22 protein-coding genes, 1 tRNA gene, 2 pseudogenes and 1 riboswitch are annotated in these 22,316 nt (G+C 58.9%); of the genes and pseudogenes, 9 read left to right on the top strand and 16 right to left on the bottom strand.

Features of this window, described 5'->3' with window-relative positions:
• Positions 1-218: 218 nt before the first annotated feature.
• Both NANH_RS26970 and NANH_RS26965 read right to left on the bottom strand, forming a co-directional pair.
• Positions 219-1,151: an isocitrate lyase/PEP mutase family protein gene (locus NANH_RS26970; protein ID WP_036050244.1), complete on the bottom strand. Its 933-nt coding sequence runs from the start codon at positions 1,149-1,151 to the stop codon at positions 219-221.
• On the bottom strand, positions 1,148-1,825 hold the full coding sequence (locus tag NANH_RS26965) for a GntR family transcriptional regulator (RefSeq protein ID WP_051372559.1): 678 nt from the start codon (positions 1,823-1,825) through the stop codon (positions 1,148-1,150). The genes NANH_RS26970 and NANH_RS26965 overlap by 4 nt, the downstream gene beginning before the upstream one ends.
• Positions 1,826-1,961: 136 nt before the next feature.
• Between NANH_RS26965 and acnA the strand changes: the two genes are divergently transcribed.
• From acnA to NANH_RS0122410, 4 genes are read left to right on the top strand one after another with little or no spacing between them, the layout of a single operon-like run.
• Entirely contained in the window at positions 1,962-4,685 is a 2,724-nt protein-coding gene (gene acnA / locus NANH_RS26960) for an aconitate hydratase AcnA (protein WP_081710517.1), read from the top strand.
• Positions 4,682-5,086, top strand: coding sequence for a nuclear transport factor 2 family protein (locus tag NANH_RS0122420; RefSeq protein WP_027264050.1), 405 nt, complete (start codon positions 4,682-4,684; stop codon positions 5,084-5,086). The genes acnA and NANH_RS0122420 overlap by 4 nt, the downstream gene beginning before the upstream one ends.
• The gene (locus NANH_RS0122415; RefSeq protein ID WP_027264049.1) at positions 5,083-6,447 is read left to right on the top strand and encodes a dihydroorotase; all 1,365 of its coding nucleotides are present in this window, start codon (positions 5,083-5,085) and stop codon (positions 6,445-6,447) included. Before NANH_RS0122420 ends, NANH_RS0122415 begins: the two co-directional genes overlap by 4 nt.
• 21 nt (positions 6,448-6,468) lie before the next feature.
• A complete protein-coding gene (locus NANH_RS0122410) occupies positions 6,469-7,179 on the top strand; it encodes an isochorismatase family protein (protein ID WP_027264048.1) in 711 nt (236 codons plus the stop codon).
• A 79-nt stretch (positions 7,180-7,258) separates the two neighbouring features.
• On the opposite strand, the gene NANH_RS0122405 is transcribed toward NANH_RS0122410, so the two are convergent.
• The 4 genes from NANH_RS0122405 to NANH_RS0122385 form a co-directional block, all read right to left on the bottom strand.
• Positions 7,259-8,167 (bottom strand): EamA family transporter, encoded by a 909-nt coding sequence (locus tag NANH_RS0122405; protein WP_027264047.1) that lies wholly within the window; start codon positions 8,165-8,167, stop codon positions 7,259-7,261.
• A 190-nt stretch (positions 8,168-8,357) separates the two neighbouring features.
• Positions 8,358-8,996 carry a DsbA family oxidoreductase gene (locus tag NANH_RS0122395; RefSeq protein WP_027264046.1) on the bottom strand — a complete coding sequence of 213 codons (639 nt, stop codon included), beginning with the start codon at positions 8,994-8,996 and terminating at the stop codon, positions 8,358-8,360.
• The gene (wrbA, locus tag NANH_RS0122390) at positions 8,996-9,619 is read right to left on the bottom strand and encodes an NAD(P)H:quinone oxidoreductase (protein WP_027264045.1); all 624 of its coding nucleotides are present in this window, start codon (positions 9,617-9,619) and stop codon (positions 8,996-8,998) included. Before wrbA ends, NANH_RS0122395 begins: the two co-directional genes overlap by 1 nt.
• Before the next feature lie 106 nt (positions 9,620-9,725).
• Positions 9,726-10,781, bottom strand: a complete 1,056-nt coding sequence (locus tag NANH_RS0122385) for a LysR family transcriptional regulator (RefSeq protein WP_245601499.1) — start codon at positions 10,779-10,781, stop codon at positions 9,726-9,728.
• A gap of 61 nt (positions 10,782-10,842) precedes the next feature.
• Between NANH_RS0122385 and NANH_RS26955 the strand changes: the two genes are divergently transcribed.
• Positions 10,843-11,463, top strand: coding sequence for a tyrosine-type recombinase/integrase (locus NANH_RS26955; RefSeq protein WP_161631383.1), 621 nt, complete (start codon positions 10,843-10,845; stop codon positions 11,461-11,463).
• A gap of 231 nt (positions 11,464-11,694) precedes the next feature.
• Here the strand turns inward: NANH_RS26955 and NANH_RS0122375 are convergent.
• Together NANH_RS0122375 and NANH_RS29465 are read right to left on the bottom strand one after the other, a co-directional pair.
• A tRNA-Cys gene (locus tag NANH_RS0122375) sits at positions 11,695-11,768 on the bottom strand.
• A gap of 93 nt (positions 11,769-11,861) precedes the next feature.
• Positions 11,862-11,981: pseudogene (locus NANH_RS29465) on the bottom strand (IS481 family transposase); the annotation flags it as partial.
• On the opposite strand from NANH_RS29465, the pseudogene NANH_RS29460 reads away from it, so the two are divergent.
• Positions 11,940-12,080, top strand: a pseudogene (locus tag NANH_RS29460) (hypothetical protein); the annotation flags it as partial. The pseudogenes NANH_RS29465 and NANH_RS29460 overlap by 42 nt on opposite strands.
• A gap of 79 nt (positions 12,081-12,159) precedes the next feature.
• On the opposite strand, the gene NANH_RS0122370 reads toward NANH_RS29460, so the two are convergent.
• The 8 genes from NANH_RS0122370 to NANH_RS0122335 form a co-directional block, all read right to left on the bottom strand.
• The gene (locus NANH_RS0122370; protein WP_027264043.1) at positions 12,160-13,911 is read right to left on the bottom strand and encodes a SulP family inorganic anion transporter; all 1,752 of its coding nucleotides are present in this window, start codon (positions 13,909-13,911) and stop codon (positions 12,160-12,162) included.
• Between the two features lie 57 nt (positions 13,912-13,968).
• A complete protein-coding gene (locus NANH_RS0122365; protein ID WP_027264042.1) occupies positions 13,969-15,642 on the bottom strand; it encodes a bifunctional protein tyrosine phosphatase family protein/NAD(P)/FAD-dependent oxidoreductase in 1,674 nt (557 codons plus the stop codon).
• A 15-nt stretch (positions 15,643-15,657) separates the two neighbouring features.
• Complete coding sequence (locus NANH_RS0122360) at positions 15,658-16,539, bottom strand: MBL fold metallo-hydrolase (RefSeq protein ID WP_036050239.1); 882 nt, start codon at positions 16,537-16,539, stop codon at positions 15,658-15,660.
• Positions 16,536-16,994 (bottom strand): DUF6691 family protein, encoded by a 459-nt coding sequence (locus NANH_RS0122355; protein WP_027264040.1) that lies wholly within the window; start codon positions 16,992-16,994, stop codon positions 16,536-16,538. The genes NANH_RS0122360 and NANH_RS0122355 overlap by 4 nt, the downstream gene beginning before the upstream one ends.
• Positions 16,995-16,997: 3 nt before the next feature.
• Positions 16,998-17,432 carry a YeeE/YedE family protein gene (locus NANH_RS0122350; RefSeq protein ID WP_027264039.1) on the bottom strand — a complete coding sequence of 145 codons (435 nt, stop codon included), beginning with the start codon at positions 17,430-17,432 and terminating at the stop codon, positions 16,998-17,000.
• Complete coding sequence (locus NANH_RS0122345) at positions 17,429-17,641, bottom strand: YgaP family membrane protein (protein WP_027264038.1); 213 nt, start codon at positions 17,639-17,641, stop codon at positions 17,429-17,431. Before NANH_RS0122345 ends, NANH_RS0122350 begins: the two co-directional genes overlap by 4 nt.
• A gap of 85 nt (positions 17,642-17,726) precedes the next feature.
• Positions 17,727-18,398, bottom strand: a complete 672-nt coding sequence (locus NANH_RS0122340) for a Crp/Fnr family transcriptional regulator (RefSeq protein WP_027264037.1) — start codon at positions 18,396-18,398, stop codon at positions 17,727-17,729.
• Positions 18,395-18,859, bottom strand: a complete 465-nt coding sequence (locus tag NANH_RS0122335) for an RrF2 family transcriptional regulator (protein ID WP_027264036.1) — start codon at positions 18,857-18,859, stop codon at positions 18,395-18,397. The genes NANH_RS0122340 and NANH_RS0122335 overlap by 4 nt, the downstream gene beginning before the upstream one ends.
• Positions 18,860-19,193: 334 nt before the next feature.
• Positions 19,194-19,382, top strand: a riboswitch (cobalamin riboswitch).
• Positions 19,383-19,482: 100 nt separating this feature from the next.
• Between NANH_RS0122335 and NANH_RS0122330 the strand changes: the two genes are divergently transcribed.
• The 3 genes from NANH_RS0122330 to NANH_RS0122320 are packed head-to-tail and all read left to right on the top strand — an operon-like array spanning position 19,483 to position 22,315.
• On the top strand, positions 19,483-20,499 hold the full coding sequence (locus tag NANH_RS0122330; RefSeq protein WP_081710516.1) for an ABC transporter substrate-binding protein: 1,017 nt from the start codon (positions 19,483-19,485) through the stop codon (positions 20,497-20,499).
• Complete coding sequence (locus NANH_RS0122325) at positions 20,496-21,557, top strand: FecCD family ABC transporter permease (protein WP_211237107.1); 1,062 nt, start codon at positions 20,496-20,498, stop codon at positions 21,555-21,557. Before NANH_RS0122330 ends, NANH_RS0122325 begins: the two co-directional genes overlap by 4 nt.
• Positions 21,554-22,315: an ABC transporter ATP-binding protein gene (locus tag NANH_RS0122320; protein ID WP_027264033.1), complete on the top strand. Its 762-nt coding sequence runs from the start codon at positions 21,554-21,556 to the stop codon at positions 22,313-22,315. The genes NANH_RS0122325 and NANH_RS0122320 overlap by 4 nt, the downstream gene beginning before the upstream one ends.
• Position 22,316 lies beyond the last annotated feature (1 nt).

Genomic DNA, 22,316 nt, shown 5'->3' with positions numbered 1-22,316 from the left:
GCGCGCCGCTGGCGCGCCCCTTCTAGAGCAGTATGGTTCAAAAAGTATCGCTCGTTTTATCCCTTGAGCGGAGGACGGATCAAGGCTTGCCGAATGGATGCACTGTTACGTCGATGGCGCGTTTAATTCGCGGCCGTTACCGTATGGTTTTCTAAACAAAAAAACCGAGGCGCTTCAGGCCCCGGTTTAAATTTTAACTGTGAAACCTGTTTTGCCTTTCAGGCGCGCACTTGTGCAGCGTCGATCTCTGTCACATCGACCCCTTCAACATCGTTGAAGCGCCCTTCGAGGTCTTGATACTCTCCAAGACCCATCAGCCCCCAGATGTCTTCGATCGAGGCAAGCAGATCGGGGCGGTCAACAACTTCGCCAGTCGGGATGGCGTCGCGCAATACCGCAAGGGCGGTTTCCATCGCTTTGAGCGCTGCCGCTGGTAGCATGCGAGGAAGAGTGACACGGCGGACGCCAAGCTCCTTTAGTCGGGCGATAGGGATCAGCGGGGTTGTGGGGCGCGAGCGAATGCCAAAGCCCATATTCACCGAAACGGGAATGCCAACAGAATCCACCAGTGCCTTGATCTGCTCCTCGCCTTTAATCGCATCCGCAAATATCAGGTCGGCGCCTGCCTTTTCATATAGTTTTGCGCGGCGGATCGCCCCTTCGAGACCCTCGACGGCGATGGCATCTGTCCGGGCCAGTACGACGAAATCATCGTCTTTTCGAGCGTCACAAGCGGCTTCGATCTTGCGGGCCATTTCGCGCATGTCGATCACGTCCTTGCCGGCCATATGGCCGCAGCGCTTAGGGCTGACCTGATCTTCGATATTGATGCCAGCCACGCCCGCATCCTCGAACTGCCGTGTGGTGTGCCAGACAGTTGCGGGATTGCCATAGCCTGTGTCGGCATCAGCCATCACCGGGATTGAAACGCAACCTGCGATCATCCGGCAGGCATCAAGGTTATCTGTCAGGCCCATCAGGCCAACATCCTCATATCCCATCCGCGCATTCGCGAGACCTGCACCCGTGGTGCAGGCGGTCTTGAACCCCATCTTTTCGACAAGACGGCTGCTGTAGCCGTCGTAAACGCCAGGCGACACAAGGATGTCCTCACTCGCCAGAAGCTCTCGGAGACGTTTGGTGGTTTTCACGCTCTTTGTTCCTTTCTGTTCCGCCGTGGCTGCGCTGTATCGCTGACAGGCGCTGGTTCCGCATCGAGAAGTCGTTGCAAGGCCTCGGTGGCGCGGGCGATATGGGCCCGCATTAAAGACTCCGCTAATTCCGCATCCCGTGCCCGCATTGCACGCAGGATTTGCCAGTGTTCGGCCGATGCATTTTCACGACGGCCAGCGGCAGAGCCGGATCTGGCACGGTAGAGTCGCAACAGATAATAAAGCTCGTCGCAAAGCAGCGATTGGATGCGCCTGTTGCCAGAGCCCTCGGCGATGCGGGCGTGAACGTCGAGAACGCGCCCGTCTGACCCTGCTTGCTCAAAGTCCTCAAGCAGTTGTTGTAGCCCTTCATCCGACATATTCTGGGTGGCCAGTTTGACGCTCATACCCTCAACGCATTCGCGCAGCTGGAAGATCTCGATCATATCCTGTACATTGAGGTCCACGGCGCGGGCTTTGAAATAGGCCGCCTTGGTAATCAAGCCTCGGCCCTGCAGTGCTTTTACCGCTTCGCGCACCGGGCCGCGGCTGACATTAAACCGTTCAGCCAGTGTTGCCTCGTTAACCACGCCGCCAAGGGGAATTTCTCCAGTCAGTAGCATTTCGAAGATCCCATCGAATACGGTATCTACGAGGGTTCGTTGCGGATCCATAAGCGCACTCTATTTCTGTCAACACTTTCGGAGACTTTACGGAGTTTGCCCTGGCAAGTAAACCTTATTGGTGAGGATGTGGTGACAAATTCCATATAGTGTTGACACTTTTCTGTAGGAGACGTATTTCAGGGCTATGGATAATGTTAGCCGTAGAGATACCGAGATAGCTATTCAAAGTGCCGTCGTTGAAAGCGGGGCTGGGCAAGTGATTGATCTGTTCGGCATGCTGTCTTCACGTGTGGCACCATTGCCGCGCAGTCTGCGCGTGGTGCTTGAGAATCTCGTCGTTCAGGCCCGCAACGGGGCAAAGGTGAACCGCCAAATCGAGGCGGTGGTAAATTGGCATGCAGGGTCTGACGAGATTACAGTGCCGCTGGCCGTCTCTCGCGTCATGTTGCCTGACTCCAGCGGCTTGCCGGCCCTGATGGACCTCGCCGCCGCCCGCGATGTGTTGGTGGAGCGGGGCGAAGACCCCGGCGTGATTGAACCTGCGGTACCCGTCACGTTGGTGGTAGATCATTCCCTGATTGTCGATGTCGCTGGCCACCCCAACGCCCGCAACTACAACATCGAAGAAGAATACCGTCGAAATTCCGAGCGCTATGCGTTTTTTAAATGGGCCGAACAGGCTTTTGACAAATTGAAGGTGGTGCCGCCCGGCTCGGGCATTATCCATCAGGTTCATTTGGAACGCATTGCCTCTGTCGTTACCCCTACGAACGTGCAGGGTGACCCCGTACTGACCACCGAGTTCGTTCTCGGCTGCGACAGCCATACCTCGATGGCGGGCGGTCTTGGCATGTTGGCCTGGGGCGTTGGCGGCATCGACGGGGAAGCAGCGGCCCTTGGGCTGCCTTACGAGGTGCGCATCCCACGGGTCGTTGGAGTCAAGCTGACCGGCGCGCTACGGTCAGAGACAACCACCACTGATCTCGTTCTAACGATCACTGAGCAACTTCGCGAAGTGGGAGTCGTGGGCGCCTTTGTCGAGTTCTGTGGGGAGGGGGCTGACAGCCTTACGGTCCCGGACCGGGCGACGATTGCTAACATGGCCCCGGAATACGGTGCAACCTGTGCGTTTTTTCCAATTGACGCCCAAACCATTGACTATCTGACCGCCACTGGCCGCAACGAAGAACATGTAGCGATGGTTGAGACCTACTCTCGCGCTACTGGGCTCTGGTATACGCCGGGCGATCCACAGCCAGAATTTAGCGAGGTGGTCGAAGTTGACCTATCGCGTATCGTCCCCAGCGTGGCCGGGCCAAAACGCCCTCAAGATCGGGTGCCACTGGACCGTATCGCAAGCGCCTTCCGCGAGGCGCTCACCGCCTCGGTCGGGCCACATGGTTTCGGGATCGACCCCTCTTCACAGGACGCTACAGCAGAGGTCAGTATCGACGGAGAGGTGGCCCAGTTGCATCACGGCAGCCTCACCATTGCCGCGATTACATCTTGCACCAATACGTCCAACCCGTCGGTCATGCTCGCAGCTGGGCTCTTGGCCCGCAACGCCGTCGCACGCGGCCTGCGCCCACCGGTTCATGTCAAAACCTCCATGGCACCAGGATCGCGGCTGGTCGAAGATTACCTCGCTGACGCGGGTCTGATGGCCCCATTGGAAGCGCTCGGGTTCCATGTCGTTGGCATCGGCTGCACAACATGCTCCGGTAAATCCGGCCCATTGGCTCCCGGTGTTTCTGAAGCAATTGCCGAGAACGATCTGGTCTGCGCTGCGATCCTCTCCGGCAACCGCAATTTCGAAGGCCGCATTCATAAATCGGTGCGGGCCGCCTATCTCGCCTCGCCACCGCTGGTGGTTGCTTTTGCGTTGACGGGGCGTATTGACGTGGATTTCGCCAATGAACCAGTCGGCACCGGGGCTGATGGAAAGCCGGTCATGTTGGCTGAGATCTGGCCCGACAGATCAGAGATCGCCGCACTCGAAGGCGATAGCCAGCGCCCGGAAAATTTCCGCAAGAGCTATGCCACCCTATTTGACGGCTCCGAGTCATGGGATCGGCTTGAGATCCCCAGCGGCCCGGTGTTTGAATGGGATGAGGCCTCAACCTATATCAAGCGGCCGCCTTTTGTGGACCTTGCGGCTGCTGATATCCCTAACAGGATAGAGAATGCCCGCGCCTTGGTCATGGCTAAGGACAGTCTGACCACAGATTTCATCACGCCGTCTGGGGAAATTCTGCCCGAAAGTCAGGCAGGCCAATACCTGATCGAGACAGGCGTGGAGCCAAAGAATTTCAACGCCGTCACCCAACGCCGAGGCAACCACGAATTCATGGCCCGCGTAACCTTTGCCAATCAGCGCATGAAGAATGCGCTGGCGGGCGGCACCGAGGGTGGTTTCACCAAGCTGTCCCCCGAGGGCGATCTTATCACGATCTACGATGCCGCCGAGACGCTGAGGCGGGAAGGCGCGCCGGCCATCGTACTGGCTGGCAAAGATTACGGCATGGGCTCAAGTCGCGATTGGGCCGCAAAGGGGCCAAAGCTCTTGGGCGTGGTCGCCGTGCTTGCTGAAAGCTTTGAGCGTATCCATCGGGCAAACCTTATCGGTATGGGGATCGTGCCACTTGTTTTCTCCTCCGGCGCGACGCTGCAGACACTTGGGCTGTCCGGCTTCGAGACATTCTGCTTCGATGGTTTGGATGCTGCAATTGGGGGGGGCGCGCCCGTTTCCGTGACGGCAGAAGGGGCGGATGGCTCAGCAGTCCGTTTTGAAGCCTCGGTGGATGTGACCAGCGCTCATGAGCGCGACTTGTTGCGGGCGGGAGGTGTTTTCTCTGCGATTATGCGGACGTCTGGCAGGGACGCTAAAGATACGGATCCAGGACGATGACCGAGTTTAAGCGCGCGATCGATTTGGTTCTCGCTTATCTTGATGCTGTAGAACGTCGCGATATCCCGACAGCGCGGCAATATGTCTGCGAGGGCGAATTGGAGCTGATGTTCCCCGGCGGGCGGCGGTTTGCGAACCTCGACGACGCCCTGGCGCGGTCTTCGGGCAGATATGCCTGGATATCAAAACAGATAACTGGCCGTGACGCATGGGAAAGTGAAGGCAGCTTGCGGGTTCTTATCATGGGTTTCTTGTCGGGGGAGTGGCGCGAAGGTGGCGCTTTTTCGAACGTGCGCTTTGTTGACTGGTTCGAACTGCGGGATGGCAAAATCGTACGACAGCATGTGTGGAATGACACCGGCGAAGAATTGATTTCGTCTATGAAAGGGGCGCAGCCATGACCTATGATCTCTTGCTTCGCAATGGTGAGATCGTTCTGCCGGGCGAAGGGCGGGTGGCCGGATCGGTCGCCGTGAAGGATGGTCGCATCGCTGCGATCCTCGCCGCATCTGAAACGGCACATGCCACACGGGTGATTGATTGCACCGGAAAATGGATTCTCCCCGGCGCTATCGACCCGCACACCCATATTGGATTTGGCGCGAATGAGGCCGATTGGACCACCGAGAGCCGCACGGCGGCGCTTCAGGGTGTCACTGGGCTGATGACCTTTTGGCGCTCGGATGACCTGGATATCAGCACCCCCGGTTGGCGACTGGAAGGTGAAGCCCGATCAGTGGTTGATTTCGGATTTCATTTTGGTGTCACTTCCCGCGCACATGTCGAACAGTTCCCGGCGCTGGCGGCGAAATACGGTGTGACCTCATTGAAGGTCTATCTGATGTACAAGGGGGCCACGGGGGCTGCCAAGGGCATCACCGAAGTGGACGATGCTCTGCTGTTTCGCGCCCTCCGGACAGCCGCAACGGTAAAGGGTGCTGTGGTCGGTGTCCATTGCGAGAACACCGAAGTGATCCCCGTCTTCCGCGAACCGCTTAAAGACGCCGGGCGGATGGACCTCGCCGCTTGGGACGAACAGAGCCCCGGATTTTTGGAGACCGAAAACGTCTTCCGCGTGGCCTACTTCGGCGAAAAGGCAGGCTGCGCGGTGAACATCGTGCATATGTCCTCTGCAGAGAGCCTAGAGTTGGTGCGACGTCTGCGCGCCCCGAACCGCCCCGCCATCAACGTCGAGACGTGCATCCACTATCTGAGCCTGACACGGGACGTCGATATCGGTAATCTTGGCAAGGTCAATCCGCCCCTGCGCAGCCAAAGTGACGTCGATGCTCTGTGGGAAGGCGTGCGCGATGGGGCGATTCAGACGATTGGTTCTGATCACGTGGCCCGCAAACGCGCGACTAAGGGGCCGGACATTTGGCGGGCTTCTGCAGGGTTTCCAGGCATCGCTCAGATATGGCCGGTTATGATCGAGGAGGGCTACTACAAGCGTGACATCCCGATTGAGACACTCGCCGCCACGGTCAGCCGCAACGTTGCCGCCCTTTACTATCTGCCCTGCAAGGGGCGCATCGCTCCGGGCTATGAAGCGGATTTTGCGGTTCTGGACCCCGATGGAGCGACCACGGTCTCCCATGGAAACTTTCCCTCGCATTCTGATTACTCACCCTACGAAGGGCGGCGGTTTCGCGGGGCCGTCACCCATACGATTTTGCGCGGCACGGTTCTGTCGGAAAACGGCGTCCTGACGCCGGGCTTCGAAACGGCCCCCTACGGGCAATACCTGTTTCGCACCCCTTAAGCCCAACAGAGAGAGACCAACATGAGCGAACGCATCTGGGATAAATTTCTGACCGAGAAAGATAAACGGGTCTTTCAATTGGCGGGATACGGCAAGCGTGGGGGCTTCGGCAGCCGCCCCGCGCTCTTTATCATTGACGTGCAGTATAATTTTACTGGAGACGAACCAGGGGAAGCGCACGAGGAGGGGCTGAAAAAATACCGTACGCACTGCGGCGAAGCGGGTTGGAAAGCCGTGCCCTACATCGAAAGGCTGTTGAAGCTCGCCCGCGAGAAGAACCTGCCGGTGTTCTATACTGTTTCCGAACGGCGCCCTGACATGATCGACAGCGGCGTGCAGGTTGGCAAGAGCCACCGTGGCAGCGAGAAAACCTCGACTGAAGGCTCGCACGCCACCCAAACAGTCGCCCCTCTGGCACCCAAGCCGCAGGATATTCTGATAGGCAAGCGCAAGCCGTCAGCATTTTTCGGCACGATCTTTATGAGCCATTTAAACTACTTGAATATCGACACGCTCATCATGACCGGCTGTACCAGCTCCGGCTGCCTGCGTGCCACAACGGTTGATGCGTATTCGTTTAACTTCAAGGTGGTGATCCCTGAAGAAACTGCATTCGATCGGTTCGAGTCTAGCCATGCCATCAGTCTCTTCGACCTCAATTGCAAATACGCTGACGTGATCCCGACCAAAGAAGTTGAGGCCTATATTGAAGGCCTGCCCGTACGGACGTAGTGACATCCATGGTGCGGGGATTATGAGTGTTCGCTTTTTGTTTAGTTGAGTTGCTGAGCAATTACTCTGCCCTATAGGTTTATTCGCCGACGGACAGCCGACTTGTGCGCCTTGGCCGAAGCGAATCGTCGGGACGCCGAAAGCTGCGGTCGGCGCGCTGACCGGCCCAGACCGATACGAGGACGACGGCCGCGCCGAGAAACTGCAGCGGCGACAGGGACTGGCCGAGCAAGAGCCAGCCAAGCGTCACCGCTGTAACCGGGCTCATCATGCCAAGCATGGAGACGGCCCCAGGCTCGAGCCTGGCAACGCCCCTGAACCAGATGGCGTAGGTCGCGGCGGCACCGACAAGACCGAGCCAGACGAGGCCAGCAAGGTTCGCTGCCGACAGGGTCGGCAGCGGCGGCTCGACGATCAGGGCGAGCGGCAAGAGGATCAGTCCGCCCGCCGTCAACTGCCATGCGGCGAAGCTGAGCGCCGAGACTGGTGGCTGCCATTTCCGGCTGAGCACGGTGCCTGCCGCCATGGAGGCAGCGCCCCCCAGACCTGCCGCGACCCCAACGGGATCGAGTTGGGCTTCCGGACTGATGAGCAGGAGTGCCACGCCCAGAACGCCTGCCGTGGCTGCGGCGATTGCCCCCGCACGGATCGGCGTACCGAGCCAGCCGCGCGCCATGACGATGACCATCATGGCCTGGAGCGCCCCAAGCGTCGCAGCAACCCCGCCTGGCAGACGGTAGGCAGCTACGAAGAGCAACACCCAGAAGAGTGCGAAGTTCAAGCTTCCAAGCACGAAGGTCCGGCCGAGCCACACGCGCGGTGGCAAGCATCTTGTCAATGCGAGTAGCAGCAGACCTGCCGGCAAAGCGCGCAGTGCCGCGAGCGTCACAGGATATCCAGACGGCAGCGCTTCAGTTGTGACGAGATAGGTGCTGCCCCAGATCGCAGGGGCGAGCGCAGTGAGAAGGATGTCGGTGGTACGGGACATGGGATGACGTCTTCTGTTCAGGGGCTCACCAGAGCGAATGAAAGGGCAAGCGCGGGCGTTCGGGGCAAGGTTCAAGACCGATGTCGCGCATCAGGTAGGGTGGGAGTTCGCGTGGAATGCCTCGCCGGGACAGTTGGAGTCCTTGCCGGTCGTCACGACGAAAGAGCGGGAATATCATGTCTAATTCCTTTCAGGCGATGTTGCGAACAGCGGCGCGAAGTTGCGCGGCCAGATCCTCGCGCGGTCCGTTGACAAGGCGGGCGCCAGTCTCGCGAACGATGAGCGTGGGGATTGAGCGCACCTGGCGCGTGCGGGCGTATTGTCGGTCGGCCTCGACTGCGCGCGCTGTGGCCGGTTTGTCGAAAGCCTCTGCGAAGGTTGCTGCCTCGAAGCCGAGGTCACGAGCAATTTGCACGGCGGTCTCGGGGTCGGCGATGTTCTGGGCCTCGGTGAGATGCGCTTTCTGGAGTCGGTCGAACATGTCCCAGTGGGCGGACTGCCCGCCAACGAATTCCGCCGCCTTGCAGGCGAGTGCCGCGGTCATCCCGTGGGGATAATCGAACCGGGCTGCCCGCATTGCGTCGATGTTGACGAGGTCCGGCCGGTCGCTGACCTGCCGACAGACCGACCAGTGGCCAAGAATGGTCTCGCGGGCCTGTTCGGGCCTACCCCAGCGCGCCGCCATCTCGGCGCGGCTCGCTTGCAGTACGAAGGTGCGGTGCCGGATATCGAGATCGAACTCGGCGGCGAGGTCACGCATCCGGGACGAGATGTTGAAGCACCAGCAGCAGACAACATCGTGAAAGAAGTCGATGGTGAGAGAAGACATCACGCGGCCTCCTCGTGCAGGTTGGCACCGGCAAGCCGCTTGGCGATCCGCGCGACATGGGTGCCCTGGAATCGCGCTCCGGCAAGATCGACCTCAGAAGGTGCCCGTGCGCCATCGGCCCCGGCGATAGTGCCCGCGCCATAGGGGGCGCCGCCAACAATGCCCTCTGCCGTCGTCTGACCGGCGAAACTGTAAGGCATGCCCGCGATCAGCATCCCGAAATGCTGCAGCGGAATCTGGGTGGACAGCAGCGTCGCCTCGTGACCGCCATGCTGCGAGCCGGTGGAGGCGAAGACGGCCGCGACCTTGCCGACAAGCGCATTTCGCGCCCACAGGCCGCCGGCCTGATCGAGGAAGGATTTCATCTGCCCGGCCATCATGCCGAAGAGCGTCGGCGTGCCGAAGATGATCGCGTCGTAGGATTCGAGATCGGCAGGTGCCGCAACCGGCGTGTCATCCTCTGCAAACCCGGCTTTCTGCCGGATGTGGTCCGGGACGGTTTCAGGGACGCGGCGGATGTCGACATGGCTGCCGGGCACGGAACGCGCGCCCTCGGCTTCGGCGTGGGCCAGCGCACGAACATGGCCGTAGCTGGAGTAGTAAAGAACAAGAATGCGGGTCATGGGATCCTCTCAGGCTTTAAGTTTCGATGCCTGCAAAGATCGGTGATGCGGCGCGCCGGAATAACCGTCGCGGTGTCACTTCATTCTTTACGCTGGTTGAAGAATGTCAGGAACGGAGTGCCGTCCAGAGATGATCAAGAAAGGCGGTCACCTTTGTGTCCATGCCGAGCCGGGATGCGGTCACGGCGAAGATCTCCGGTGCGGGCAGTTCCCAACCCGGAAGAACGCGTACCAGGTCGCCGCGCGCCTCGGGACCGTCAGAGACGAAATCCGGGAGGGTGCCGATTCCTTGCCCGGCAATCAGCAGATCGCGCAGCACAAGGCTGTTGCCGGCGCGCACCTTTGGGTCGAGGTCGAGCGCTCGCGTGTCTGACGGTCCGGTGAGAGTCCAGGTCATCAGGTGATCGGCCAAAAGGAAGCCGACCACCCGATGCTTGCGAATATCCTCTGGGTCTTGCGGCACGCCTGCCTGTTCCAGATAGGCGGGGGACGCAAAGATCCGTTGCCGCATCGTACCGATCTTGCGCGCGACCAGCGCCGAATCCGGCATCGCGGCCCGGATACGGATCGAGACGTCGAACCCGCCCTCGACCATATCTACCACGCGGTCATCAAGCGAAAGCGTCAGCCGGAGATCGGGATAGGCCTCCAGAAACCCCGGTAGAAACGGCGCGATGACCGTCTGCCCGAAGGAGCTGGACGCATTGACCTTCAGATGACCGCGTACCGCGCCTGCACCATCCCTGATGCGGTTCTCAATTGTTGTGACGGCGTCGAGAATGCTGATCGCTTCGTCGAAATAAAGCCGCCCCGCATCGGTGAGTGACATGGAACGCGTCGTACGGGTCAGCAGCGTACTGCCGAGGCTTTCTTCAAGCAGTTTGACCTCGCGGCTCAGCAGTGCTGGCGAGACACCGAGATCCTCCGCCGCGCGCGCAAAACTGCCGCGTTCGACGATGCGGCGGAAGGCGTGCATGACAGAAAGCTTGTCCACTTGGCTGAAACCCGGTTGGTTGACGAGCGACTTATATAAGACCGCATGCTCGAACCAATAGCATAAATCGCCCTGCGTTGTTAATGACTTGGCTGTATCGCGTTCCGCCTGAACAAAAGAACCAGCAAGATTTGCATCAGGTCTCGGGCACCGCATCAAGAGCGCCATCGTGGACCACGAGATTGAAGCCTTCATCCAACGTCGGCGCGGCGAAGTGACTTGAGAATTGGTGAAACTGAGCTTCCGTCAGCCGAAGCTCTACAAGTCAAATCGGGCCGAACTGATCTGGAGCCCCGAAGAGGTGCAGGCGCTGCTTGACGCGGCCCGCCCCAAGGAAGCCCGGGTCATCATCGCCGCCTCGGAAGGCGGGCTGTCGCCGCAGGACATCGGCATTTTAAAACTCAGACACGTGCAGGCCACGCCGCGCGGGCGGCGGTTGTTCCTGCGGCGCACGAAAACCGGCAATCCCATCAGTCTCCCGGTAACGCCGGCATTGGGCGCGTTGATTGACACGGTCCCATCGGGGCAGGAATGGATCGTGACCTCGCGCACTGGCAAACGGCTGACATCGCTTCGGGCCAGCCAGATCATTCGTGAGGTCAAGCTGCGGCATAATGCACGGGCGCGCTTGGATGCGGACATGATGCCCATCCGGGATGAATTGCACCCCTATGACCTGCGCGGCACGGCGGCGACTGCGCTGCTGCGGGCCGGGTGCTCGCTCAAGGAGATTGCGGTAACCATGGGCTGGGGCCTGCGCCATGCCGGTCCGGTGATCGAGCGCTACGTTGCCCTCGTGCCCGAGGTTCTGGTCAAGCTCATGGCAGTACGGTCGCGGCAGGATCCTTGACCGTCGGCGGCACGGCAATTCATCACTTCAACGGCATGTTAGGCCCCCGGGGGGCAGGGGGTTGCGCTGTGAAGGCCGCGCATGAGGTGTCCGGCGCTGGCATCACGCAAGCATCCACGAAAGGATCGGAGGCAGGTCTCAAATGCCCTGCCAGCGTTCCCATTTGTAAACTGCCCTGTAAACCGCGCGATATCTGAGGGCGCGGATAGGCGCTAAGTGCTTGAAAATAAATGGAGGCGAGTAGGAGAATCGAACTCCTGTACACGGATTTGCAATCCGCTGCGTAACCACTCCGCCAACTCGCCTATCGCCTTGCGGTGCCGCGCTTTTATCTCGGGCGGTGAGAATGCGCAAGATGTTCTCTCGACATAGCTCACGGCATTCGCGTTTCGCTGTCTGTCTATTCCCAGTCCTCTCGTCTTGCGCAACGCAACCGCGATGGACTCCTGGGCGGGCGTCAAAGTAGCCTGAAGCCGGTGCGGCGTGTGGCTGCGATCCTCAACGCCATCGCGCTTCTTTATGCCGTTGAAAAGGCGGCGCGTGGAAACCCCCCGGACGGGCGTGTCGCCCTGCGCCAGCAAGACGCCAAACCCGTCTTTGGCGACCTTGAAGTCTGGCTGGCCGCGCAACTGAACCGCATCTCGGGCAAATCCGAGCGCGCCAAGGCGAAGCGCCAGCGCTCGTTGCCGGCTTCGGCTATGTCGCAACGATGGGTGAGGCTGGCTCTTCGTCTGATGTCATTTGCAAAGCTCTGGCTGCATCAAACTGCGATAAGAACACTTGGCCTGTCAGTTCCGACAAGAAATGCGCTCGTTTGAGGCGGTCCATCACGGGACCTTTGACTTCGGACAAGTGCAACTGCACGTCCATTTCCCGAAGCCTTTCATTGATGGTCTCGAGCGATTCCAGGGCGCTTAGGTCGATGTCGTTAATTGCCGAACACTGCAGGATTACGTGCCGGATATTTTTTTCACCCGCCACCCGATTGTGAATTTTGTCTTCCATATAACGCGCATTGGCGAAATACAGGCTTTCGTCAACGCGCAGGGAAACGATATTCGGGTCGGTGATAACGTCATGGCGCAGTATATTACGGTAGTGTTCTGTTCCAGGGACCTGGCCAACTTCGGCAATGTGGGGTTTTGATGACTTGTAGAGATGCAACAGGATTGACAGTCCAACACCAGCAGAAACGCCAGCTTCAACACCCATCGCAAGGGTGATGATGATTGTCCCGAAAACGGCTGAGAAATCGGCTTTGGAATAGTCCCAACTGCGCTTCAGGATTGAAAAATCCACCAGGCTCAAGACCGCGACGATAATGGTCGCGGCAAGGGTGGCTTTGGGCAGAAAATAGATTAACGGTGTAAGGGCCAGAGCGGCGATTGCCAAACCGACGGCGGTGAAAGCTCCTGCGGCGGGTGTTTCGGCACCTGCATCGAAATTGACGACAGATCGAGAGAATCCGCCGGTGACCGGGAAGCCGCCTGTCAGCGAGGCCCCGATATTGGCGGCACCAAGGCCGATCAACTCTTGGTCGGGATCGATGCGCTGGCGTTTTTTGGCGGCAAGGGTCTGGGCGACAGAAATCGACTCGACAAAGCCGATGATGGAAATCAGAAACGCAGGAAGAAGAAGCTGGCCAAGCAGTTGGGGGGAGAAAGAGGGGAGTGTCATAGGGGGAAGGCTCTGCGGCACTTCACCAACGATCTTGACGCCTTTGTCCGCAAGCCCCAAAACCCATACGGCAAACGTCGTCGCGACGACGACGGCCACCGGACCCGTTTTGACGAGAACGCCGACCAGGCCGGCCGAGATGCCGATCCGCTGTAACAGGGGTTTCAGGCCCTTACGGACCCAGAACAGGAACGCTGTCGCAAGTATGCCGATGATGGCTGTTATCCAGTTTGTCTCGGCGATATGGCGTGTGATCGAAATGACCAGCTCAAGCAGATTGTGGCCTTCGCCATCAATCCCGAGGATGTGCTTGAGTTGGCTCGCGGCAATGATGATGCCCGATGCGGTGATAAAACCGGCAATGACGGGATGTGACAGAAAATTCGCCACGAAGCCAAGGCGAAACAGCCCCATGGCCAACAAGATCACACCTGAAAGTGCCGCCAACGACAATGCCGCAACCGCGTAACCCATTGTTCCCTGCTCAACGATGTTGTTGAGGGCTGCGGCGGTCATCAGGGACACCACGGCAACGGGACCGACGGCCAAGGCACGGCTGGTGCCAAAGACCGCATAAAGCATGATCGGCGCGATAGAGGCGTAAAGCCCTGCCTCGGGCGGCAGCCCGGCCAGCAAAGCATAGGCCAGCGATTGCGGTATTAGCATGATTGTCACGATCAACGCGGCAACAAGGTCGTTGGACAGGGCAGAACTGTTATAGGCCCGCCCCCATGTCAGTATGGGCAGGTAGCGCGTCATATCGGTTTTCATTTTGTTCTCTGGGGGTTAAGTAACCCCCGCATGGTGCGTGGGGGTTTTGTTAGGAGTCTATTTAACAGTTACCTTTTCCGGCTTTGCCATCCATTCGTGACCCTTGAGCATGCCTTGCCAATAAATCGGTGGGAGCATTTTTTCTTTCAGGAACCACGCCGCGCGGGAGGGTTTTGTGCCGTCGATGATGGCTTTTGGGAAGCTGGGCAACATCGTCCCGCCATAGCCGAACTCTGCCAGAACGATCTTGCCGCGCTCGACTGTCAGCGGGCAGGAGCCGTAGCCGTTGTATTGGGCCACAGGGGAACCGCCGCGCATGTCTGCCACGATATTCTCGGCAACGATCGGTGCCTGAATGCGCGCTGCCGCCATGGTTTTGGCGTTGGGTGCGTTCATCACATCGCCCAACGACCACACATTGTCGTAGGTCTTGTGGCGCAAAGTGGCTTGGTCCACGTCGACCCAACCTGCGGCATCCGCGAGCGCAGACACGCGAATGAAATCTGGTGCCGTCTGCGGGGGGCAGACGTGCATCATGTCGAATTCCATCTCGATCCGCTCCACAGGTGTGTCGGGCTTTGCCACATCGAACCAGGCTTTCTTGGCAGGGCCATCTACAGCAACCAGATTGTGGAAAAAGTTGAGAGTCGCGTCGTATTTCTTGACGTAGTCCATCAAAGCAGGAACGTAGTCCTTTACGCCGAATAACACGCCGCCTGCGTTGTTGAATTGAATGTCGATATTCTTGAGGACGCCGAACCGGTGCCAGGCGTCGCCTGACAGGTACATCGCCTTTTGCGGCGCGCCAGCGCATTTGATCGGCATAGAGGGCTGGGTAAAGATCGCGCGGCCCTGTTTCAACTTCTCAACAAGCTTCCACGTGTAGGGCGCGAGATCATAGCGGTAGTTCGATGAAACACCGTTCTGGCCGAGCGTGTCGACAAGACCTTCGATTTTGTTCCAGTCCAGCTTGATCCCGGGACAAACGATCAGGCGATTGTATTTCACAACGCGGCAACCGTCCAAAATAACGGCGTTGTTCTGAGGTTCGAATGCCGCAACGGCCGACTTGATCCAATGCACGCCTTTGGGGATGAGTGACCCCATTGTGCGAGAGGTCTTTTCTGGCTCAAAGATGCCGCCGCCGACCATCGTCCAACCGGGCTGGTAATAATGGATGTCAGCTGGATCAACGATCGCAATTTCAAGATCCGGCTTGCGGGCTTTCAGGCTTGCCGCAGCGGCAATACCACCTGCGCCGGCCCCTACGATGACGATCTCATAGTTTGCATCGCCGGTATCAGTGGGGGTTTTGCCCCCATTGACAATCCGCCGAACGACGCCGCCCATATCGTATCCTGCCGCTTTGGTCGCGGCAAGGATATCCGCAAGGCTGCGCTGGCCAGCTTGCGCCAGCGACCAAAGGGTTGCGGACCGAGTGCCCGTGCGACAATAGGCCAGTACGGGGCCGGGCAATTCGGTCAGCGTTTTGTCGAATGCAACCGCATCGTCATCCGTGACCTTGCCCGATACGATCGGCACATAGGCGACCTGAAGACCGGCTTTTTTGGCGGCTTTTGAAATTTCCTCGAAGGCCGGCTGGTCAGCGCCTTCGCCGTCAGGACGATTGCAGATGATGGCGCGAAAGCCTGCCTCCTTGATGGCTTGCATATCCGCAGGCATGATCTGTTCGCTCACGGATAGCCCCGCGGTCAATGGTTTGATGTCCATGATTTCTCTTCCTGATCAGATGGCGTTGATCGGCACTTTCAACATTGGGTTGCCGTCCTGGTCGGTCGGAACCTCTCCGGCACGCATATTTACCTGCAAAGACGGCATGATCAGTCTCGGCATTGCAAGTTGCGCGTCACGTTCCGTGCGGAATTTGATAAAGTCGTCGCGGGACTTGCCGCCACCGACGTGGATGTTGTCGGCCTTCTGCTCAGCCACTGTGGTTTCCCATTCAATCGCGCGTCCGTTCGGGCCGTAGTCGTGACACATAAACAGACGCATCTCGTCCGGTAGCGACAGAACCTTCTGGATGCTGTCGTAAAGCACGCCAGCGTCACCACCGGGGAAGTCGGCACGCGCAGAGCCGCCATCAGGCATGAACAGCGTATCGCCTGCGAAGGCGGCGTTCCCGACAACATGGACCATACATGCGGGCGTGTGACCGGGGGTGTACATCGCAAAGGCTTGCATTGTTCCGATCATGTAGGTGTCACCATCTTTGAACAGCGCATCGAACTGCGATCCGTCGCGCTGAAATTCGGTCCCCTCGTTGAACACTTTGCCAAAAGTCTCTTGAACGACCATGATCTTTTCGCCGACGCCAATTTTCCCGCCCAGTTTCTGCTGGAGGTAGGGTGCAGCGCTCAGGTGATCGGCGTGCACATGCGTTTCAATGATCCAGTCCAGCGTAAGGCCGCGGCTTTGTATTTCTGCTATCAGAGCGTCGGCCGCGTCATAAGTGATCCGTCCCGCAGCATAGTCGATATCCATAACGCTATCGATAATGGCGCAATGATCACTGTTCGGGTCTTTTACGATATAGGTGATCGTGTTGGTTGCGTCGTCGAAATGGGCTGAAATCTCAGGTTTGACGGACATATCGACAGGATAGGTCATGTGTTTTCCTCGAGTTGATTAGGCTTGGGCGATGCCCGGTTAGAGATTGCCGCTTGCAGCAGTTTGGCCGCGATAATTCCGCCCAACAGAGCGGCTACGAAGATAAAAACTTCGGCTTGGCCTGTACCCAGAGCAGGCAGTGCACCACCCGGGCAAAAACCGGCGATGCCCCAGCCAACACCGAAGGCGGCGGAACCGCCGATCAAAGGCAGATCGAGGTCGCGGCGTGTGGGTAACTGAAAGCTTGCCGAAAGAAATGGGGCAGGGCGCTTTAACACATAGCGATAACCGATGAAGGTCACGATAAGAGCGCCTCCCATTACATAGGCAAGGCTCGGATCCCACGTCCCGGCAACATCAAAAAAGTTCAGTACTTTTGCTGGATTTGCCATCCCGGAAATGGAAATGCCGACACCGAAAACCAGACCAATGAGGTATATGGTAAGTATACGCATCGATTATGCCCCTAGTATGTGTCGGACCACAAAGACTGTGATGCCGGTTGTGAGCATAAAGGTGATCGTTGCGGCGATAGACCGGGGCGATAGCCTGGCCATTCCGCAGACGCCGTGGCCCGACGTGCAGCCCGACCCGAATGTCACGCCGATGCCAACAATAAAGCCACCGATGACGAGCATCGTCGTTGAGATCGGCACCTGCACTGCTGGAAGCTTGCCGGTGATGAGCAGGACCGCAATGGGGCCGCTGATCATGCCGGCCAACACGGCGGCACGCCAGGCCCAGTCCGAAAAGTTTGCTGGCTGCATCAGCCCAGCAAGAATACCCGTAGCTCCCATGACACGTCCAATGGTTGCCATAAGCAGAACTGAGGCCAGGCCGATCAACGCACCGCCACCAAGCGATTGAAATGGGGTAAAGGCGGTCTCAATCATACTTTACAGGTCCGGATGCCAAAGATGCGGTAAAGTGGGCAGAACTTCATGGCCGATGTCGCAACCATTACGATGCCCGCGATGACGGAAACCATCGTAGCGGTGCTGGATTCAAATATCGCCAGGCCGCTTACGAACGGTGCGGCCAGCAAGGCGATGCCAAGCGCGAGGCGGAAAATCCGATCTATTGTGCCAAGATTCGCAGTCATTTTTTGTCTCCTATCAAAAGCTATACCGGACATAGACCTTTGAGCTGCAATCGTTGGTGACAATGTCACCAAATGTTGAAATTGTTCATGTGTTATGGTCGGCCAGCACTGCAAGCTGGGCCCGGTCAAGCAGACTCACGCTGCCACGGGCCTGTTCTATCCATCCTCGGCGTTGGAACTCTTGAAGCTGGCGCGAGACCACTTCGCGCGCCGTTCCAAGTTCCACTGAGAGTTTCTGGTGTGTTGTTGCGACCAAATCCTGGCCATTTGAAAGCCTGAGCAATTTGTCCGCAAGTCGGACGTCCAGCCTTTGGAAGGCGACCTCGTCAATCATCAAAAACAAGTCGGTTATGCGTTTGGAAAATGCAGCAAACACAAAGTTTCGAAAGGATTTCGACTGCGCGACAAGGTCATCAAAAACGTCACGCGGGACGGCAGCGGCTTGGGTGGGTGTTTCTGAAATGCCTTCCGCTGAATAGTTTTCGTATGCCAGAAGGCAGGCTGTTGTCAGAACACAGCTTTGCCCGGCGTGAATGCGATAGAGTACAATTTCATGCCCGGTATCAGACACCTGTCGCACCGCTACCGTCCCATCCAATAGAAACAGCATATTTTCGGGTGAGTTTCCGGGGCCAAAGATTGTCGCCCCTTTAGGAACCTCAATGATGGCACTCCGGGAGAGCAAGAGCTGTTTTATTGATGGCTCCAGACGAGAAAGGCCCGGGAAACGCTCTACCCATTCTTGCGCATTGGTCATCGGGCGGTCGTCTCCGTCCTTGGCATCTCCAACGGGGCGATCCGCTCCATCAGTTGCCCGCGGTTTGCGGCAATATTGGCTATCGTAAGAGCGTCCAATACGGCCATGAAAGCCGCTATGGCTTCCTGCATTTTCCTCGACAAGATACAGATCCCCATCAGCGGACAGGTGTTGTTCCTGGGGTTGAAGCACTCGACGACTTCAAGAGACCCCTCTGTAATCCGCACTACGTCGCCAACGATGATGTCTTCGGGCGGGCGCGCAAGACGAAAGCCACCACCGCGCCCTCGAACAGTCTCAAGATAGCCGGCCCTGCCTAGCTCGTGCACGATCTTCGTTATGTGGGGGCGAGAGAGACTATGGATCTTGGCCACATCGTCCACGCGGACAAGGTCGGGAGACTTGAGCGCTGCAAGTTGCAAAGATCGCAACGCATAGTTGGTATAGCTGGTCAGTTTCATGATGCATCCTATTGCTGCACCATAAAGTTATATTGAAAGTATTGCTTTTGCAAAATTCTTCGTGCCAAGACGTCGGTGACGGGGTCGTCCCTGTCAATGGGATTAAGACAGCCGGAATTTGGCCCTGTCACGGTTTGAGGCCGCTCCGTTTGCTCATCTGCGCGGCGTTTCTTTCGAAAGCCAAGGCGCTTTTCCGGCCTGGGCACCAGCGCTTCAAGTCGATTAATGGGTCTGGGGCCTGAATGCTGCAGGGTACGCAATCGGCGGCTTTGGCGGAAATGCCGCGCTCGACCGAGCAACCTTCAGACGGGGCTTGCCGTCGATGGAAAATCCTGCCAATGATCTTGGTGTCGGTTTCCTTCGGGAATGAAAAGGGAATCCGTTCCAGCTTAGGTTGGGAAACGGAACTGCCCCCGCAACTGTAAGCGGCGAGCGCTTCTCAACATGCCACTGGGAATACCCGGGAAGGCGAGATGTGCGATGACCCGCCAGTCAGGAGACCTGCCGACGCGAGCGAAACCACGACCGGACGGGGAGTGCCGGGGCGAGAAACCTCATGCGGCCCCGGTCGCACGCTGTTTCGCGTTTCGTCCCCGAAGGTCCTATCTGACGGGACGAGACAGATGAGACAGACCATAGTCGCCACCACGTTTCTGGTCGGCACAGCGATGCCACTACAAGTACAAGCGCAAGAAACGGATTACCCCTTTACCCTGACAAATTGCGGTGTCGAGACCACCTTCGACGTTGCTCCCGACAGCGCCGTGACCATCGGCCAATCCGCAACTGAGATCCTATATTCATTGGGTCTCGCGCCAAAGGTCGTCGGCACTTCTGTCTGGTTCAATCCGGTTCTGCCGGAATATGCCGAGGTGAACGAGGGCATTGAACGGATTTCTGACAACGATCCCAGTTTCGAGAGTGTGGTCGGAAAAAAACCCGGATTGGTCGCGGTTCAATACGAATGGCATGTGGGGGAGAGCGGCATCGTGGGCACGCGCGAGATGTTCCGCGACGTGGGCATTCCGACCTACATCCTTCCCGCGGATTGCGACACCAAGGACAACTCCACTGGCGGCGACGGCACGCGAACCGGAGCGTTTGAGACAGACTCTGTCTACAAGGGCATTCGAGAACTCGCGGCGATCTTCGACGTTCAGGCGGCGGGCAAGGAATTGGTCGCGGAGCTGCAAAACACCGAGAGCGATGCGGTCGCCCGCGCGGAAGCACTCGATTTACCGGACGATCTGTCGGCCGTGTTCTGGTTCTCTTCGGCGGATCTTGAGATCGACCCCTACGTCGCCGGGCGGCTCGGTGCGCCGGGCTACATGATGGCGAAACTCGGGATCGAGAACGTCATCGAATCCGACGAGGAATGGCCGACGGTCGGGTGGGAGAGCATCTCCCGCGCTGATCCTGATGTGATCGTCATCGCGTACATGGACCGTCGCCGTTTCCCTGCGGACGATGTCGAAAAGAAGATCGCGTTCCTACGCACCGATCCTGTCGCCAGCCAAATGACAGCCGTGCGCGAAGGACGGATTGTGCAGATGGACGCCCACGCGATGAGCGCAACCATGCGGTCGATCTACGGCCTCGAAACTTTGTCGGATGCGCTTTCGGAGATGTCCTTCGAATGAAGATGGCAGCCGCGCCTGTGCGGCTCGTAGCGGGGCGTGGCCTTTGGTTGTCGCCTCTCCTTTTGGCGGCGGCGATCATGGCGGGGACAGCAATCGGCGAGACCCGATTGCCATTCCTCACGGTATTGCAAACGCTTGCAAACCACCTTTGGGGGGCGGGCTACCCTGTGGACGGGATCGAGGCGGGGATCATCTGGAGCTACCGGCTACCCCGCGCCATCATCGCAGCCTGCAGTGGCGCGGGACTGGCACTGACAGGTGTGGTCCTGCAGGCGCTTCTGCGCAATCCCCTGGCCGACCCCTACCTCATGGGCCTCTCGGCAGGTGCCTCGACAGGGGCCGTGCTGGTTACGGTCGCAGGCGTGGGGGGGGGCGCAATCTCCATGTCGCTGGGTGCGCTGACGGGGGCCCTTCTGGCCTTCGGTTGCGTTGTCGCGCTCGCCCATGCCGTCAACGGAGCCGCGGGGGGCGGTCGGGCCACGCAGGCGGCGGCCGCAATCATTCTCGCCGGGATCGCTGGGTCGCAAATGTTCAATGCACTGACGGCTTTCACAATCGCCCGTTCGGCCAATGCCGAGCAAGCGAGGGGCATCATGTTCTGGCTGATGGGCAATCTTTCAGGCGTCCGGTGGGAGGATGTGTGGGCCTGTGCTGGCGTTTCCCTTGCGGGGGTCGCTTTGTGCCTGTGGTACCGACGCGGGCTCGACGCTTTTACCTTCGGCGCTGATGGCGCGGCCTCACTCGGTATCAACGTGCAGGCCCTGCGCGGCAGTCTTATCACTGCGACAGCGATAATGGTCGGTGTTCTGGTATCGAAGGTCGGTGCTATCGGTTTTGTGGGTCTTGTTGTGCCCCACGCCATGCGTTTTCTCGTGGGCACGCGCCACGACCGTCTGGTCCCTGCCTCGGCGTTGGCGGGAGCGGTATTTCTTGTTGCAGCCGACGTGATCAGCCGGATTTTGGTGCCGGGGCAGGTTCTGCCGATCGGGGTGGTGACCGCCTTGGTCGGAGCGCCGGCCTTCGCGCTGATCCTCGTGCGGGGTGGGGCGCGGCGATGAAGATCGACGTACAGGCCCTGTCGGCGCGAGTTCACCGCACCCCGCTCCTGACGGATGTGTCGCTCCATATCGAGAGCGGGGAGCTATTCGGCCTCGTCGGACCCAACGGATCGGGGAAGTCTACATTGATGCGCTGCCTTGCCGGATTGCGCCGCCCGATCCTGGGCCGTGTCATCGCCGACGACACCGATCTTGGACAAATGCCCGCCAGGCTGCGTGCCTGCCGCATCGCTTTTGTCGAGCAGCAGGCCGACACGACGGACCGTCTGACCGTTCGGGAGGCGGTGGAACTGGGACGTACGCCCTATCTTTCGCCGCTACGTCGATGGGGGGCCGACGATCAGGCGGCGGTCGAGAATGCCCTTTCGTCCGTGGAAATGGATGCTTTCGCCGATCGCCTCTGGCATACTCTCTCGGGGGGCGAGCGGCAACGTGTCCATATCGCCCGCGCGCTTGCTCAGGCGCCGGACCTCCTTCTTCTCGACGAGCCGACGAACCACCTGGACATCCGTCATCAACTTTCACTCATGGCGTTGGTCCGTGACCTGCCCCTCACTCGGGTCATCGCGCTGCACGATCTGAACCAAGCTATGACCTGCGACCGGGTTGGGGTCCTGCACAAGGGCCGGCTAATTGCCGCTGGGCCGCCTGCCAATGTCTTGCACGAGGATCTGCTCGCCCGGGTTTTCGGCGTAGCAGCAAAGAGCGCCACGGCACCCGATGGGGCGCCGCGCCTCCATTTTTCACATGCACTGTAAA

It is taken from the genome of Sedimentitalea nanhaiensis DSM 24252 (genome assembly GCF_000473225.1).
In the GTDB taxonomy this organism is placed as follows: domain Bacteria; phylum Pseudomonadota; class Alphaproteobacteria; order Rhodobacterales; family Rhodobacteraceae; genus Sedimentitalea; species Sedimentitalea nanhaiensis.
This window is presented reverse-complemented; position numbering and strand designations above follow the sequence as displayed.

Excerpts from the sequence above, each read along its gene's own strand:
- NANH_RS0122410 (WP_027264048.1), top strand. The coding sequence starts at position 6,469 with ATGAGCGAACGCATCTGGGATAAATTTCTGACCGAGAAAGATAAACGG.
- acnA (WP_081710517.1), top strand. The coding sequence starts at position 1,962 with ATGGATAATGTTAGCCGTAGAGATACCGAGATAGCTATTCAAAGTGCC.
- NANH_RS0122330 (WP_081710516.1), top strand. The coding sequence starts at position 19,483 with ATGAGACAGACCATAGTCGCCACCACGTTTCTGGTCGGCACAGCGATG.
- NANH_RS26965 (WP_051372559.1), bottom strand. The coding sequence starts at position 1,825 with ATGGATCCGCAACGAACCCTCGTAGATACCGTATTCGATGGGATCTTC.
- NANH_RS0122415 (WP_027264049.1), top strand. The coding sequence starts at position 5,083 with ATGACCTATGATCTCTTGCTTCGCAATGGTGAGATCGTTCTGCCGGGC.
- NANH_RS0122405 (WP_027264047.1), bottom strand. The coding sequence starts at position 8,167 with ATGTCCCGTACCACCGACATCCTTCTCACTGCGCTCGCCCCTGCGATC.
- NANH_RS0122360 (WP_036050239.1), bottom strand. The coding sequence starts at position 16,539 with ATGACCTATCCTGTCGATATGTCCGTCAAACCTGAGATTTCAGCCCAT.
- NANH_RS0122320 (WP_027264033.1), top strand. The coding sequence starts at position 21,554 with ATGAAGATCGACGTACAGGCCCTGTCGGCGCGAGTTCACCGCACCCCG.
- NANH_RS0122420 (WP_027264050.1), top strand. The coding sequence starts at position 4,682 with ATGACCGAGTTTAAGCGCGCGATCGATTTGGTTCTCGCTTATCTTGAT.
- NANH_RS0122355 (WP_027264040.1), bottom strand. The coding sequence starts at position 16,994 with ATGCGTATACTTACCATATACCTCATTGGTCTGGTTTTCGGTGTCGGC.
- NANH_RS0122335 (WP_027264036.1), bottom strand. The coding sequence starts at position 18,859 with ATGAAACTGACCAGCTATACCAACTATGCGTTGCGATCTTTGCAACTT.
- NANH_RS0122325 (WP_211237107.1), top strand. The coding sequence starts at position 20,496 with ATGAAGATGGCAGCCGCGCCTGTGCGGCTCGTAGCGGGGCGTGGCCTT.
- wrbA (WP_027264045.1), bottom strand. The coding sequence starts at position 9,619 with ATGACCCGCATTCTTGTTCTTTACTACTCCAGCTACGGCCATGTTCGT.
- NANH_RS0122365 (WP_027264042.1), bottom strand. The coding sequence starts at position 15,642 with ATGGACATCAAACCATTGACCGCGGGGCTATCCGTGAGCGAACAGATC.
- NANH_RS0122370 (WP_027264043.1), bottom strand. The coding sequence starts at position 13,911 with ATGAAAACCGATATGACGCGCTACCTGCCCATACTGACATGGGGGCGG.
- NANH_RS0122395 (WP_027264046.1), bottom strand. The coding sequence starts at position 8,996 with ATGTCTTCTCTCACCATCGACTTCTTTCACGATGTTGTCTGCTGCTGG.
- NANH_RS0122340 (WP_027264037.1), bottom strand. The coding sequence starts at position 18,398 with ATGACCAATGCGCAAGAATGGGTAGAGCGTTTCCCGGGCCTTTCTCGT.
- NANH_RS0122345 (WP_027264038.1), bottom strand. The coding sequence starts at position 17,641 with ATGACTGCGAATCTTGGCACAATAGATCGGATTTTCCGCCTCGCGCTT.
- NANH_RS0122350 (WP_027264039.1), bottom strand. The coding sequence starts at position 17,432 with ATGATTGAGACCGCCTTTACCCCATTTCAATCGCTTGGTGGCGGTGCG.
- NANH_RS0122385 (WP_245601499.1), bottom strand. The coding sequence starts at position 10,781 with ATGGCGCTCTTGATGCGGTGCCCGAGACCTGATGCAAATCTTGCTGGT.